The organism is Agrobacterium tumefaciens (assembly GCF_005221325.1).
Taxonomy (GTDB): domain Bacteria; phylum Pseudomonadota; class Alphaproteobacteria; order Rhizobiales; family Rhizobiaceae; genus Agrobacterium.
This window is the reverse complement of the sequence record NZ_CP039888.1, coordinates 1,470,072-1,482,425: the sequence shown is the minus strand read 5'-3', so window position 1 is coordinate 1,482,425 and position 12,354 is coordinate 1,470,072. Positions and strand designations below refer to the sequence as shown.

Below are 12,354 nucleotides of genomic sequence, written 5' to 3'. Positions count from 1 at the left end.
AAAAGAAATGCGGCCCAAAAGGCCGCATTTTCTTTGCGCCGGCGTTTTAGATGCCGGACCGGTGGGACGAAGGATTTTTAAGGCTGGTCAGATCGGCGGGTTGACCATCAAAAAGCAGCTTGCGATCACGAAGCCGATCATCGAAATTTCGAGAAAACCGTTCAATCCGTCACGCATTCCAATCCTCCTCATGGTGAGCGAAAAGAGAACGGACAAAGTTTATCGCGGTTCCATAACAGAAACGTAAAATTCGGGAAATTTTAGCCCGTGCCTCTCAGTCCCCGGACCGAGGGATATCCGCGCCTCAGCCGGTGACGACGAAGGCGACCACGAGGTGGCCGACAAGGCCGATTGCGAGGCAGGAGAGGAGGAAGATGAACAGGGCTTTTTTCATGTTTGCGGAAGCTTCCATCTGTTTTTACCCTTCGAACCCGTTGTCTTGACGTTTTCGCGCTACAGAGCGCATTTCTCGGCCAAATGACCCGATGTCATCACGCCTTGATGTCGAGGCCGGCCTCGATTGCGGCAGCGATGAAGGCCTTGCGCGCATCCTCCGGCTTTTTTTTGCCGGCATCGACGGCGGCGCAGACCAGCAGCGCCTTGTCGAGCGCATCGCCATCTTCTATTGGCCAATCCTCGATCAACGCCCAGGATGCCGCCTGCGTGGTCTCGATGCTCGTGTAATCGCCCGGCGTTTCAAACGCGATCAGGACGGGTTTTTGCCAGCGCGTGTTCATCGCCTATCCATAGTGGTTGTTGGGCCCGGCTCTAAACCAAGCGGCGGGGATGCGCAACCGGCTGCGGTGCGGTCAGTCGTCGCGCCCGAACAGCCATTCGCGAATGATACGGCGGTCGATGAGTTCCAGCGACCGGTCAGGCGCGATGCGATAGGTCTCCACCGCCCTGGTGCTGCCATCGATGCGGAAATCATGGGTGAAGGTGCTGCCGATCGGGGATTTCGTCAGCTTGGTGCGCGGCTGGCCCCTATAGATGATGCTGCCGGGGATGGGTTCGACATAGGGTGCAGGTCCGGGATATGAGCCGGGGCCGGCGGTCGTGCATCCTGAAAGTGCCAGTGAAAGCGTGATAGCGGCCGATGATAGGAGCGTTTTCATCCTGTCCTCCGAAGTGCGTCTTTAAAAACGATATGGAGGCGCAGCGGTTCCCTCGGGCGGAAAGAGCGGACACAATTCGTCCCGTCTATTTGCCTTTCGGATTCTGTATGTCGCGCGCGACCCAGCGGAAGAAAGCGTAGACGAGGAGGCCGAAGATGAAAAGCGGGATGAGGTTCGCAAAACCGGACATATGATTCTCGTTTCTCCCTCCCGGTCCGGGGTCTAGCCGGAGTGAAACCGGCAAGGCAAGGGGAGCGCATGTCACCGCCGGTAAAATATCCGTGTGGCTGCTCGGAGAATGGGAGGGGCGGGAGAGATCCGGCGCACTGCCAGTAATGCCAGATCTCTCCGTCTCCCGCCGGTTTCAGGGTACGGGGGACTTTTTTTACTATGACGGACAACGGCCAATCGACATAGGCCGAGAAATCACCTCGAATAATTCGCTGCCACGGCCCAGCCTGCCGGCAGCCGGGCGGCTGCACCGAAATCCGGGAGGACTGCGCGATCCCACGCCGAAGATTTTTATCCGGCAAATTACCTTATGCGGCAGGCGGCGGAGGCTGCTCGATCCGCCAGTCCATATGCAATCATAACTTAACCCTTTGAAAGGGCTGAGATGCATTGCGCAGGACAGGCCGCGGCGAGGGGAGTGTAACGGAACTTTTTTCAGGCTGTATCATTGAAGCAGACAGGTACATGCCAACAGTGGAGGGTTACACATGCTCGGCACCATCCTCGTCATCCTGCTCATCCTGTTCCTGATCGGCGCGCTGCCAAGCTGGGGGTATCATAATTACGGTTATGGCCCGTCGGGCGGCCTCGGACTGGTTCTGGTCATCGTCCTGATCCTGGTCCTCATCGGGCGGATCTGATCGATCACCCAAGGGAATGTATCATGCCCGCATCGCCGCAAACGCGGCGCATGCGGGCATTGTTTATTCCGAAATATGAGGAGGATACAAAAAAACCACGCAATCTTAAGCGCTTAGGAGGTGGGCTCATTCATTGCGCCCCCAGGGCTCCAAAAAACATCACATTCAGAACGAACCCTCTTGCGCCCAAAATGGATTCGTTCTAAATGCCCGCCATCGCTTGAATAAAAGAGCGTGTGAGGCCTCGTGGCGGAGTGGTGACGCAGAGGACTGCAAATCCTTGTACCCCGGTTCAATTCCGGGCGAGGCCTCCAAATTTCTCTCACCATCGGCATTATATCATGGCTGCGATCCGCGGATGATGCGGGCGCATGCCGTTTTCGGCCAGAATGCAGGAGGAGAGCGTGGATCAGGATCAGCAGGAAAACGCGGGCAACAACAGGAAGCCAAGGCTCTGGCCATGGCTGCTTCTCGGTATTGTTACCATTCTGGCGATCTATGCCTATGTGACGACGGTCCAGATGATCGAGGACATGGCGCGGCTTTGGAGCGATCTCGTTCAGCTTTTCTGGTGGATCATGCCGGATATTCCCGCTTCCTGACGACGTATTTCCTGCCAATCGCGAGAAATTTGCGTCACCCGCCTGTGCTTTTTGGGATCGCAGCCAATGAGCGCGCTTGAAAGCGCAGCGTCTGGCAATTATGAGATTGTTTTAACGGTCGGCTGCATCTTCCGACTTCGGGCTGGTTTCCAGCCCTATCCTTGAAATTGAGGCGATAAGGACATGATGGATTTCGAAACCGCACGCGCCAATATGGTCGACAGCCAGTTGCGCACGACCGACGTGACGTCGCATTCCGTGCTGAAGGCGTTTTTGAGCGTGCCGCGCGAGGCATTCGTGCCGGCGGGTGTGCGGCAGATTGCCTATGCGGATGAGGATCTGCAAATCTGTCCGGCGCGCGACGGTCGCCCGGCCCGTTATGTCATGAAGGCCTCGCCGCTGGCGAAGCTTTTGCAGCTTGCCGCCCTCTCCCCAGAAGACGTGGTGCTGGAAGTTGGTGGTGGCTCCGGTTATGCGGCCGCCATCCTGTCCCAGCTTGCCGGTTCGGTGGTTTCGCTCGAAAGCGACGAGGCACTTGCCGCACAGGCGACCGAGACGCTTGCCTCGCTCGGCTATGACAATGTCGCTGTCGTGACCGGCGATCTTGCCAAGGGTTATGCGGGCGAAGCGCCCTATGATCTGATTTTCATCAACGGCTCGGTCGAGGAAGTGCCGACGGCGCTGACCGACCAGTTGCGAGATGGCGGACGTCTTGTCGTCGTCGTCGGATATGGCAATGCCGCCAAGGCCACGGTCTATCGCCGTGATGGCAACAGCACCTCGGCCGCAAGCTCTTTCAACGCTTCTGTCAAGCCCGTACCGGGTTTCGCCAAGGCGGCCGAGTTCGTTTTCTGATCCTTTCGCGATCATTTTTTTCAGGGCCGGGGTGGATTTTTCGCCCCGGCTTTTTTGTGGGCGACGTCTGGGTAAAATGCGTCGTCGCCTGCCGTTTTCACAAAGCTGTGCATCACCGCGAAACTTGTCGAATCAGTGATTAAGTTCCTGACTATGCTGCCCTAGACTAAGGGTGATTCGGGGTGTGCGTATTTCTGCCCCGCATGACCCTGCAACAGGGACGGCAAAAACGCCCGGCGGTTTTGACCGAACTGTTTCAGAGCATCGGCCCGACAATCGGCTTTGGTTGTCATGGGCGCGATGTACAGATTGAACAGGTGCGAAGCGCCATGTCCGGTATCCGAGGGATACGGCCTGAGCGCTCAAGAGTGGAAACCGGGGATTGAAATGGCTCAGCCAAGTGTCGCGCGTGAACCGTCCATGGAAGAGATTCTGGCGTCTATCCGCCGGATCATCGAAAGCAACGAGACCGGACCTGCTGGTGCGTTTTCCGGACAGTTGCCGCCGGTCTATGACGATGAGGATGAGGCGTCCGGCGAAGCGGCCTTCGCCGCGGAACCCGTGAGCCCGCCGGCGCGCGTTCCCCCCGCCGCAAACCAGGCCTATGCTGCGCGCCCGGTGCCGGATTTTTCACCGGCTTTTGAAGCTCCGGTTGAACGGCAGGAAAGCCAGGCCGAAAAGACCATGTCGCTTGCCGATGTCGCCGCCCGTGTGCGCGCCGCCGCAGACCGCAACGCCGCCATGGGGCCGCAGGCCTTCGCCGCGCAGGCGCAACAGCGCGCGGCCGAGACTGCAGCACCTTCAGCCGTATTGAATGTTTCGCAACCTTCGGCCGTGCCGTCGCCTGAACGCGCCGCGCCGCAGCGCCCGACGGATGTTCGCCCGCTGATGGCCGCCGTGGCCACAAGCGCCGTCGAGCAGCCGGCATCCTTCGCTGCCGAGGATCGTGCCGCTGCCGCCGCCATCGAAAATGTACCTTTGGCCGAGAGCCGTTTCGAGCAGCTTTCGCTGCGCGGCGCCATCGATACGCCGGTGACGGCGGAACGTTTCGACATCGCGCTCGAACCTGTCGCCGAAAAGTCGATCTTCGATCTTCGTGAGCCGGAAGCGCTGGGTGAGCCGGAAGCGAGAGACGGCGTGGACATTGCGGACGGCCTGTCGCTCAATCTCCTTTCCGCCGCCGCCGGTGCGCAGATCGCCCGATCCTTCAGCGAGCTGGCGGAGATTTTCGACGGCGTCGAACGGCGTTCGATCGAGGATATGGCCGCCGAGATGCTGCGCCCGATGTTGCAGGACTGGCTGGAAGACAATCTTCCGACGTTGGTGGAGCGCCTCGTGCGTGAGGAAATCGAGCGCGTGGCGCGCGGCTCGCGCCGCTAAGGCCATTGCGTCCGCAGGCTGCAATCGCCGCCGATGCGAGGAAACAGGAGCCGCTCCGGCACAGGAGCGGCTTTTTTGTTGAAGATGAAGGTGTTATCGGGGCATAGTCACCCGTGGGTCCACTCAATGGTTGGCGCCCGGGTTGGTTTCTGTTGACTCTCTCCCATCCATCCTTATTTAAAAAATCCACACAAGAACTCTAAAATTCAGGTCAGGAAATGCTCGAAAAGACCTACGATTCCGCATCCGTCGAACCGAAGATCGCCAAAGCCTGGGACGAGGCGAACGCTTTTCGTGCCGGCGCCAACGCCAAGCCGGGCGCGGAAACCTTCACCATTGTCATCCCGCCGCCGAATGTGACCGGCTCCCTGCATATGGGCCACGCGCTCAACAACACGCTGCAGGATATATTGGTCCGCTTTGAGCGCATGCGCGGCAAGGACGTGCTGTGGCAGCCGGGCATGGACCATGCCGGCATCGCCACGCAGATGGTCGTCGAGCGCAAGCTGATGGAAAACCAGCTGCCGGGCCGCCGCGACATGGGCCGTGAGGCTTTCGTGGAGAAGGTCTGGGAATGGAAGGCCGAATCCGGCGGTCTGATCTTCAACCAGCTGAAACGTCTCGGCGCCTCTTGCGACTGGTCGCGTGAGCGCTTCACCATGGATGAAGGCCTGTCCGAGGCCGTTCTCGAAGTCTTCGTCACGCTCTACAAGCAGGACCTGATCTACAAGGCCAAGCGCCTCGTCAACTGGGACCCGAAGCTGCAGACTGCGATTTCCGACATGGAAGTTGAACAGATCGAGGTCAAGGGTAACCTCTGGCACTTCCGCTATCCGCTGGAAAAGGGCGTCACCTATCAGTATCCGATCGCATTCGATGAAGAGGGCAAGCCCACCGAATTCGAGACCCGCGATTACATCGTCGTCGCCACGACGCGTCCCGAAACCATGCTCGGCGATACCGGCGTTGCGGTGAACCCGGAAGACGAGCGTTACAAGGGCATCGTCGGCAAGCATGTCATCCTGCCGATCGTCGGCCGGAAGATTCCGATCGTTGCCGATGACTATGCCGACCCGACGGCCGGCACGGGTGCGGTCAAGATCACGCCAGCACATGACTTCAACGATTTCGAAGTCGGCAAGCGCTGTGGCCTGCGCGCCATCAATGTCATGAATATCGATGGCACGATCTCCATCGAGGACAACGAGGATTTCCTCGAGGGCCTCAGCCATCCCGCAGCCCTGCATGGCGCATGGGATCGTCTGGAAGGACAGGACCGTTTTACCGCCCGCAAGATCATCGTCGAAATCTTCGAGGAGGCCGGCCTGCTCGACAAGATCGAGCCGCACAAGCATGTGGTGCCGCATGGCGACCGCGGCGGTGTGCCGATCGAGCCGCGCCTGACCGACCAGTGGTGGGTGGACAACAAGACGCTGGCACAGCCGGCGATTGCTTCTGTCCGCGAAGGCCGCACCAATTTCGTGCCGAAGAACTGGGAAAACACCTACTTCCAGTGGATGGAAAACATTCAGCCCTGGTGCATCTCCCGGCAATTGTGGTGGGGACACCAGATTCCGGCGTGGTACGGCCCTGATGGGCAGGTCTTTGTTGAAAAGACCGAAGAAGAGGCGCTTCAGGCGGCCATCCAGCATTATCTCGCCCATGAAGGCCCGTGGAAGGCCTGGGTTGAAGAGAAGCTCGAGAACTTCGCGCCGGGCGAAATCCTGACACGCGATGAAGACGTGCTCGATACCTGGTTCTCGTCGGCGCTCTGGCCGTTCTCGACACTCGGCTGGCCGGAACAGACGCCGGAACTGGCGCGCTATTATCCGACCAACGTGCTGGTCACCGGCTTCGACATCATCCCGTTCTGGGTGGTGCGGATGATGCAGATGGGTCTGCATTTCATGAAGGACGATGCCGGCAATCCGGTCGAGCCATTCAGCACGGTCTACATCCATGCGCTGGTTCGCGACAAGAACGGCCAGAAGATGTCGAAATCCAAGGGCAACGTCATCGATCCCCTGGAACTGATCGACGAATATGGTGCGGATGCGCTGCGTTTCACGCTCGCCATCATGGCGGCGCAGGGGCGTGACGTGAAGCTCGATCCGGCGCGTATCGCCGGTTACCGCAACTTCGGCACCAAGCTCTGGAACGCCACGCGTTTTGCCGAGATGAACGGCGTGAAGCGCGATCCGCATTTCCTGGCCGAAACCGCATCGCTGACGATCAACCGCTGGATACTGACCGAGCTTGCCAACACGGCGCGCGACGTGACGGCAGCGCTTGAGAATTTCCGCTTCAACGATGCCTCCGGCATCCTCTATCGTTTCGTCTGGAACCAGTTCTGCGACTGGTATCTGGAACTGCTGAAGCCTGTCTTCAGCGGTGAAGACGAAAAGGCAAAGAGGGAATCCCAGGCCTGCGCGGCCTATGTTCTGGAGGAGATCTACAAGCTCCTGCATCCCTTCATGCCCTTCATGACCGAAGAGCTGTGGGCGCATACGGCCGGCGAGGGAGAAGAGCGGGATAACCTGCTTTGCCTCACCGACTGGCCGGAGCCGGAATTCCGCGACGATGCTGCAGCGGCCGAAATCAACTGGCTGATCGATCTCGTCTCCGGCATCCGCTCCGCGCGTGCCGAAATGAACGTGCCGCCGGGCGCCACCGCCTCGCTGGTCGTCGTTGGCGCCAACACCTCCACCGAAGCGCGGCTTGACCGCCACGCGGCCGCCATCCGGCGCTTGGCACGGGCCGATGAAATCCGCGCCGCCGATGTTGCGCCCAAGGGTTCCGCGCAGATCATCGTCGGCGAGGCGACCGTCTGCCTGCCGCTTGGCAATCTCATCGATCTCGCGGTCGAACAGGCCCGGCTCGAAAAGGCGATCGGCAAGGTGGATGCGGAAATGGAGCGCATCGACAAGAAGCTGTCGAACGAGAAGTTCGTGGCCAATGCCGATCCGGAAGTCGTGGCCGCCGAGCGCGAGCGCAAGGCGGAGCTCGACGTTCAGCTGGCAAGCCTCAGAACGGCTCTCACGCGGGTCAGCGAGGCCGGTTAATCCGCGCAATCATCCACGACCAGGATAAACGAAAGCGCTCCGTATCAACGGGGCGCTTTTGTGTTTTGTCAGTTTCGGGATGTTGCGCTGCAGCGTCGAATCGCTTTGGGTGCGCAACGGGGCAATTTCAAGGGTGAAGCGGTGAAAATCATCGCAGAAGATCGAAAAAAACCAATAAAAACGGTCCCATAAGCGCGTTTTTTCCGGGAAACTTCCACTGTGGTTATTTGGCGACAATTCCCGTCACCCGTAGGTGTTTGTTTCGTTTTATAACGGATACGCCCGTAGTGATTAGAAAAATAACCTAAAATGACTATTTAAGGGCATACGCATAAAATTCTTACGTAAAAAATGGAGAAGTGTCGCAGAACTGTGCCAGTGTGCGGCAGATTGTCATTTGCCGCGAAGCGCTTCACTCTTTTGATGATCACATTGCCTTGATTGGGGAGAGAGATGGCAAAAACTGCAATTTTTCGCGGCGCGGTATGTTTCGCAGTCAGCATCGCGGCGGTAACGCCTTCACTGGCCGGCGGCCTCGAGCGTGGCGGTTATAATATCGACCTGCTGTTCGATCCGTCCGATTATGTTCTCGACAGTTCCGCAACGTTCGTCGCACCGCAGCGCAAGGTGGAAAATGCGCGGGACAATCCGCTGAAGAGCGGTGGTCCGCTGCCAGGTTCCTGGTCTACCACAGCTGACGATTCTGAAAACTATTGGTCAACACGCGTTGGCGCCAAGGCGGCCATCGGCGATTTCGGCGACTGCATGTTCGACTATTCGCAGCCCTGGGGCGCGGATCTGAACCCAGGCATCTGGCAGGGCTCCAGCTATAATATTGAAACCAAGGTGAAGTCGCATAACTACGCCACTACCTGCCGGGTGAAATTCGATCTCGGCAAGGGCGACTTTTCGATCATCGGTGGTGGCTTCTATCAGGAAATCAGCGGTTACAAATACCGTCAGGTGGTTGCTCCGGGTGCGCTTGGTCCGGCTTATCCTTCCCTGTTTTCCGGCGTCGGCAAGCTCGATATGGAAGGCGACGGTTGGGGATGGCGTGCAGGTATCGCCTACGAGATTCCGGAAATCGCTTTCCGCACGAGCCTCGTCTATAACAGCGCGGTCGATCACGATCTGAACGGTACTGTCGACCTCAGAAGCCTTCCGGCGGCCGGCACTCCGGCGCTCGTCGCTTACGGCGGCAAGGTCACGCCTGTCTATGGCTCGGTTTCCATGCCTGATAGCCTGGAGCTCAAGGTACAGTCCGGTATCGCGCCGAACTGGCTTGCTTTCGGTTCGGTCAAGTGGACGGACTGGAGCCAGATTCAGGTCGTGCCTTTCTGCCAGGTCGGTGTTCCCACCTGTATTGCGGGTGTAACTTCGCTCACCTCGCTCGATCTTTATTATCGTGACGGCTGGACGGTTACCGGCGGTATCGGCCACAAGTTCAATGACCAGTGGAGCGGTGCCGTGAGCCTGACCTGGGATCGTGGCACCTCGACGGTTATCGGCACACAGACCGATACCTGGATGATCGGCACCCAGGTCGTCTATTCGCCTACTCCGAACGTCGAATTCAAGATTGCCGGCGCTCTCGGCCTGCTGACCTCGGGTGAATCCTCGATCCGCGGTGGCCGCTGCAGCAATATCGGCACGGCAACTTGCGGTGACGAGGCCGGCTATACTTTCGGCAATGACCTCGTGGCGGCGATCTCGACCGGTGTGAAGGTCAAGTTCTGATCCCATCCTTTCGCTTGTTCTAAAATAAAGGTCCGGTTTACCAACCGGGCCTTTTTTCGTGTCCGGACTATGATTCTTGCCAGATAATTTTTTCTAGCCCGAAAGTTTTGTGACGATTTGGCAACACTTTTCTGCAAGCGTGGGGTCGCGTTGGAATGTGAGCATATCTGTCCATTTCCCGCCACAAACAGGGTGCTTGGCTTATGTTTAGAGGCGCGAGAATGAAAGAACATGCAGGCGTTTGATGTGGGCCTGCGGAGTTGCGGAAAGTGAAAACGGGTTTGGATTCAGCGTTTAAGCAAGTAATACGGGAATTTCGCCCGGCTTTCTTGTTAGGTGCTGACCGGCAGATAACGGAATGCCGTTATGTTGCCGGAAATTATGCCTATATCTGTCTCACTGGAAAATTAGGGCAATTGCCGCATGAAACCACCGGTGGTGCGCTGGAAAGTGCTGCCGGAAAGACGCAGTGTGTTCGAAAAATCGCGACCCGGCGGGGTTCGGCTTTGCAGTATTCCGCAAGTATTGGCTATATGCCGGGAAGAGTGAGAGAAGTTCGCCTAAATGCTGAAATGTGAAGCCAACGTTATAAAGCCGCTCCTCATGGGCATGTTGCTTGCGTCGCTCGCAATGCCGGTGCTGGCTTTTGACATTAATGCGGGCGTGACAAAGGAATCCGGCCCCTTTGACCTGTTCAAGTTTGGCTTCAAGGCCTACAAGAACGGCAATAAGGACGAAGCCGTCGAGGCCTATCGTTACGCGGCGGAAAAGGGCCATACCGGCTCGCGCTGGGCGCTTGCCAATATGTATGCCTATGGCGATGGCGTCGCCAAGAACGATCTGGAAGCTTTCAAAATCTATAGCGAAATCGCCAGCCAGGGTGTGGAACCGGGTTCGGAAGATACCGGCTTCTTCGTCAACGCCCTTCTTTCCCTTGCCGATTATTACCGTCACGGCATTCCCGGCAGCCCCGTGAAAATGGACCTTTCGCAGGCCCGCCAGCTTTATTTCCAGGTGGCTTCCACCTTTGGCGTGGCTGAAGCGCAGTTCCGGCTGGCGGAGATGATCCTCGCGGGCGAGGGTGGCCGCGCCGATGTGCAACAGGCCAAGAAGTGGCTCAATCAGGCCCGCAAGCACGGCCATGCCGGCGCCATGTCGATTTTCGGCAATCTGATCTTCCAGGAAGGTCAGACGACGCAGGGACTGGCCTTCATGACGGCGGCGCTCGACAAATGTACGGCGGCCGATTGTACCTGGATCCAGAGCCTGCAGGAGCAGGCCTTTTCGCTGGCCGGCGAGAATGATCGCCGCGCGGCAATAGCCATGGCGCAGAACATGCAGTTCAACGATCCTGATTGAGAATGGGCCGGATTGAGAATGCCGGTCGGGGCGGTTTCATCCGTCCGGCAGGAGAGGCTCAGCCGATCGGACTGAAATCGAAATAACCGCAGACCGGCACATGGTCGGACGGTTTTTCCCAGGCCCGCACATGTTTTTCGATCTCGACCGATTGCAGCCTGTCGGCCGCTTCCGCTGACAGCATCAGATGATCGATGCGGATGCCGTTGTTTTTCGGCCATGCGCCGGCCTGATAATCCCAGAAGGAATAAAGTCCTGCCGCGTCGGTCGTCGCACGCGCTGCGTCAGTGAAGCCGAGATTCTCGAGCTTACGGAAGGCCGCGCGGGTCTTCGGCAGGAACAATGCGTCACCTTCCCACACGCGTGGGTCGTGGCAATCAAAGGGTTCGGGGATGACGTTGTAGTCGCCGGCGAGGATCAGCGGCTCTTCCATGGCAAGGCGATCTTCCGCAAAGCGCCGCAGGCGCTCCATCCAGGCAAGCTTGTAGGGATATTTGACCGGATCGTCAGGCGGATTGCCGTTCGGCAGGTAAAGCGAACAGACGCGGATCGCGCCGCCTTCGACGGAAAACACGCCTTCGATGAAACGGGCCTGTTCATCGGCATCATCGCCCGGCAGGCCACGATTGACCTCGTCCGGCCTGACTTTCGAGAGCAGGGCGACACCGTTGAAACCCTTCTGGCCGTGGGTCTCGACATGATAACCGAGTGCCTCCAGCTCCAGCCGGGGAAAACCCTCGTCGACCGACTTGATTTCCTGAAGGCAGGCGATGTCAGGCGAGGAATCCTTCAGCCACTGGCAGAGGTTTTCGATACGCGCCTTGACGCCGTTGATGTTCCAGGTGGCAATCTTCATCGGAGTTTCCCTTTTGTGGGGGTACTTTTACCCGATGCAAATGCGATTGCCACCGTTTTTGGAAACTGGTGGTGCGTATGCGGTGGAAAGATGATGTCAGATCGAGAAGCTCGTCCCGCAGCCGCAGCTTGCCACCGCATTCGGGTTCTTGATCTGGAACGACTGCCCGAGCAGATTGTCGACGAAGTCGATTTCGGAGCCGGCCATGTAGATGACCGACATGCTGTCGATCAGCACCTTGGCGTCGCCGCGGGCAATCACGATGTCGTCATCGGCTGGGTCTTCGGCCAAGTCGAACTTGTAGGAGAAGCCCGAGCAGCCGCCGCCTTCGACGGAGACGCGCAGCGCCTGTTTGCCGGCATCGGCGGCGACGATCTGCGCGATTCGCTTGGCCGCTGCTTCCGAAAGGGTAATGTCGCTGTTTTCCATGTCGTTTCTCCTGCCGGGGTCAAGAACCGGAGAGCAATAATCTCGTTGTCACCATTATAAACCGGTCAAATTAACGGTCTATAGCCT

General features: G+C 58.4%; 12 protein-coding genes and 1 tRNA gene. 9 read left to right on the top strand and 4 right to left on the bottom strand.

Annotated elements, in window-relative coordinates:
• Positions 1-491: 491 nt before the first annotated feature.
• Both CFBP5499_RS07725 and CFBP5499_RS07720 read right to left on the bottom strand, forming a co-directional pair.
• A complete protein-coding gene (locus tag CFBP5499_RS07725; RefSeq protein WP_003495620.1) occupies positions 492-737 on the bottom strand; it encodes a DUF982 domain-containing protein in 246 nt (81 codons plus the stop codon).
• Between the two features lie 72 nt (positions 738-809).
• Positions 810-1,115 (bottom strand): hypothetical protein, encoded by a 306-nt coding sequence (locus CFBP5499_RS07720; RefSeq protein ID WP_080824958.1) that lies wholly within the window; start codon positions 1,113-1,115, stop codon positions 810-812.
• A 719-nt stretch (positions 1,116-1,834) separates the two neighbouring features.
• On the opposite strand from CFBP5499_RS07720, the gene CFBP5499_RS07710 reads away from it, so the two are divergent.
• From CFBP5499_RS07710 to exoR, 9 genes are all read left to right on the top strand, one after another.
• The gene (locus CFBP5499_RS07710; protein ID WP_080824959.1) at positions 1,835-1,987 is read left to right on the top strand and encodes a DUF3309 family protein; all 153 of its coding nucleotides are present in this window, start codon (positions 1,835-1,837) and stop codon (positions 1,985-1,987) included.
• Between the two features lie 240 nt (positions 1,988-2,227).
• Positions 2,228-2,301 (top strand) — tRNA-Cys (locus tag CFBP5499_RS07705).
• Between the two features lie 75 nt (positions 2,302-2,376).
• Positions 2,377-2,589 carry a hypothetical protein gene (locus CFBP5499_RS07700; RefSeq protein WP_175416771.1) on the top strand — a complete coding sequence of 71 codons (213 nt, stop codon included), beginning with the start codon at positions 2,377-2,379 and terminating at the stop codon, positions 2,587-2,589.
• A 183-nt stretch (positions 2,590-2,772) separates the two neighbouring features.
• Positions 2,773-3,444: a protein-L-isoaspartate O-methyltransferase family protein gene (locus CFBP5499_RS07695; protein WP_080824960.1), complete on the top strand. Its 672-nt coding sequence runs from the start codon at positions 2,773-2,775 to the stop codon at positions 3,442-3,444.
• A gap of 387 nt (positions 3,445-3,831) precedes the next feature.
• Positions 3,832-4,824 carry a cell division protein PopZ gene (gene popZ / locus CFBP5499_RS07690; RefSeq protein ID WP_080824961.1) on the top strand — a complete coding sequence of 331 codons (993 nt, stop codon included), beginning with the start codon at positions 3,832-3,834 and terminating at the stop codon, positions 4,822-4,824.
• Positions 4,825-5,042: 218 nt separating this feature from the next.
• Complete coding sequence (locus tag CFBP5499_RS07685; RefSeq protein ID WP_080824962.1) at positions 5,043-7,886, top strand: valine--tRNA ligase; 2,844 nt, start codon at positions 5,043-5,045, stop codon at positions 7,884-7,886.
• A 453-nt stretch (positions 7,887-8,339) separates the two neighbouring features.
• Positions 8,340-9,623, top strand: coding sequence for an outer membrane protein transport protein (locus CFBP5499_RS07680; protein ID WP_080824963.1), 1,284 nt, complete (start codon positions 8,340-8,342; stop codon positions 9,621-9,623).
• 269 nt (positions 9,624-9,892) lie between these two features.
• The gene (locus tag CFBP5499_RS07675; RefSeq protein WP_233284186.1) at positions 9,893-10,201 is read left to right on the top strand and encodes a hypothetical protein; all 309 of its coding nucleotides are present in this window, start codon (positions 9,893-9,895) and stop codon (positions 10,199-10,201) included.
• Positions 10,188-10,982 carry an exopolysaccharide production regulator ExoR gene (gene exoR / locus CFBP5499_RS07670; protein WP_080824964.1) on the top strand — a complete coding sequence of 265 codons (795 nt, stop codon included), beginning with the start codon at positions 10,188-10,190 and terminating at the stop codon, positions 10,980-10,982. Before CFBP5499_RS07675 ends, exoR begins: the two co-directional genes overlap by 14 nt.
• A 58-nt stretch (positions 10,983-11,040) precedes the next feature.
• Here exoR and xth read toward each other — a convergent pair whose 3' ends face one another.
• Together xth and erpA are read right to left on the bottom strand one after the other, a co-directional pair.
• Positions 11,041-11,838 (bottom strand): exodeoxyribonuclease III, encoded by a 798-nt coding sequence (gene xth / locus CFBP5499_RS07665; RefSeq protein WP_080824965.1) that lies wholly within the window; start codon positions 11,836-11,838, stop codon positions 11,041-11,043.
• A 96-nt stretch (positions 11,839-11,934) separates the two neighbouring features.
• Entirely contained in the window at positions 11,935-12,267 is a 333-nt protein-coding gene (erpA, locus tag CFBP5499_RS07660; RefSeq protein WP_035223088.1) for an iron-sulfur cluster insertion protein ErpA, read from the bottom strand.
• Positions 12,268-12,354 lie beyond the last annotated feature (87 nt).

What these genes read in the sequence shown, in the direction of transcription:
- CFBP5499_RS07725 (WP_003495620.1), bottom strand. Translation starts at nt 737, where the DNA reads ATGAACACGCGCTGGCAAAAACCCGTCCTGATCGCGTTTGAAACGCCG.
- CFBP5499_RS07720 (WP_080824958.1), bottom strand. Translation starts at nt 1,115, where the DNA reads ATGAAAACGCTCCTATCATCGGCCGCTATCACGCTTTCACTGGCACTT.
- CFBP5499_RS07710 (WP_080824959.1), top strand. Translation starts at nt 1,835, where the DNA reads ATGCTCGGCACCATCCTCGTCATCCTGCTCATCCTGTTCCTGATCGGC.
- CFBP5499_RS07700 (WP_175416771.1), top strand. Translation starts at nt 2,377, where the DNA reads ATGCAGGAGGAGAGCGTGGATCAGGATCAGCAGGAAAACGCGGGCAAC.
- CFBP5499_RS07695 (WP_080824960.1), top strand. Translation starts at nt 2,773, where the DNA reads ATGATGGATTTCGAAACCGCACGCGCCAATATGGTCGACAGCCAGTTG.
- popZ (WP_080824961.1), top strand. Translation starts at nt 3,832, where the DNA reads ATGGCTCAGCCAAGTGTCGCGCGTGAACCGTCCATGGAAGAGATTCTG.
- CFBP5499_RS07685 (WP_080824962.1), top strand. Translation starts at nt 5,043, where the DNA reads ATGCTCGAAAAGACCTACGATTCCGCATCCGTCGAACCGAAGATCGCC.
- CFBP5499_RS07680 (WP_080824963.1), top strand. Translation starts at nt 8,340, where the DNA reads ATGGCAAAAACTGCAATTTTTCGCGGCGCGGTATGTTTCGCAGTCAGC.
- exoR (WP_080824964.1), top strand. Translation starts at nt 10,188, where the DNA reads ATGCTGAAATGTGAAGCCAACGTTATAAAGCCGCTCCTCATGGGCATG.
- xth (WP_080824965.1), bottom strand. Translation starts at nt 11,838, where the DNA reads ATGAAGATTGCCACCTGGAACATCAACGGCGTCAAGGCGCGTATCGAA.
- erpA (WP_035223088.1), bottom strand. Translation starts at nt 12,267, where the DNA reads ATGGAAAACAGCGACATTACCCTTTCGGAAGCAGCGGCCAAGCGAATC.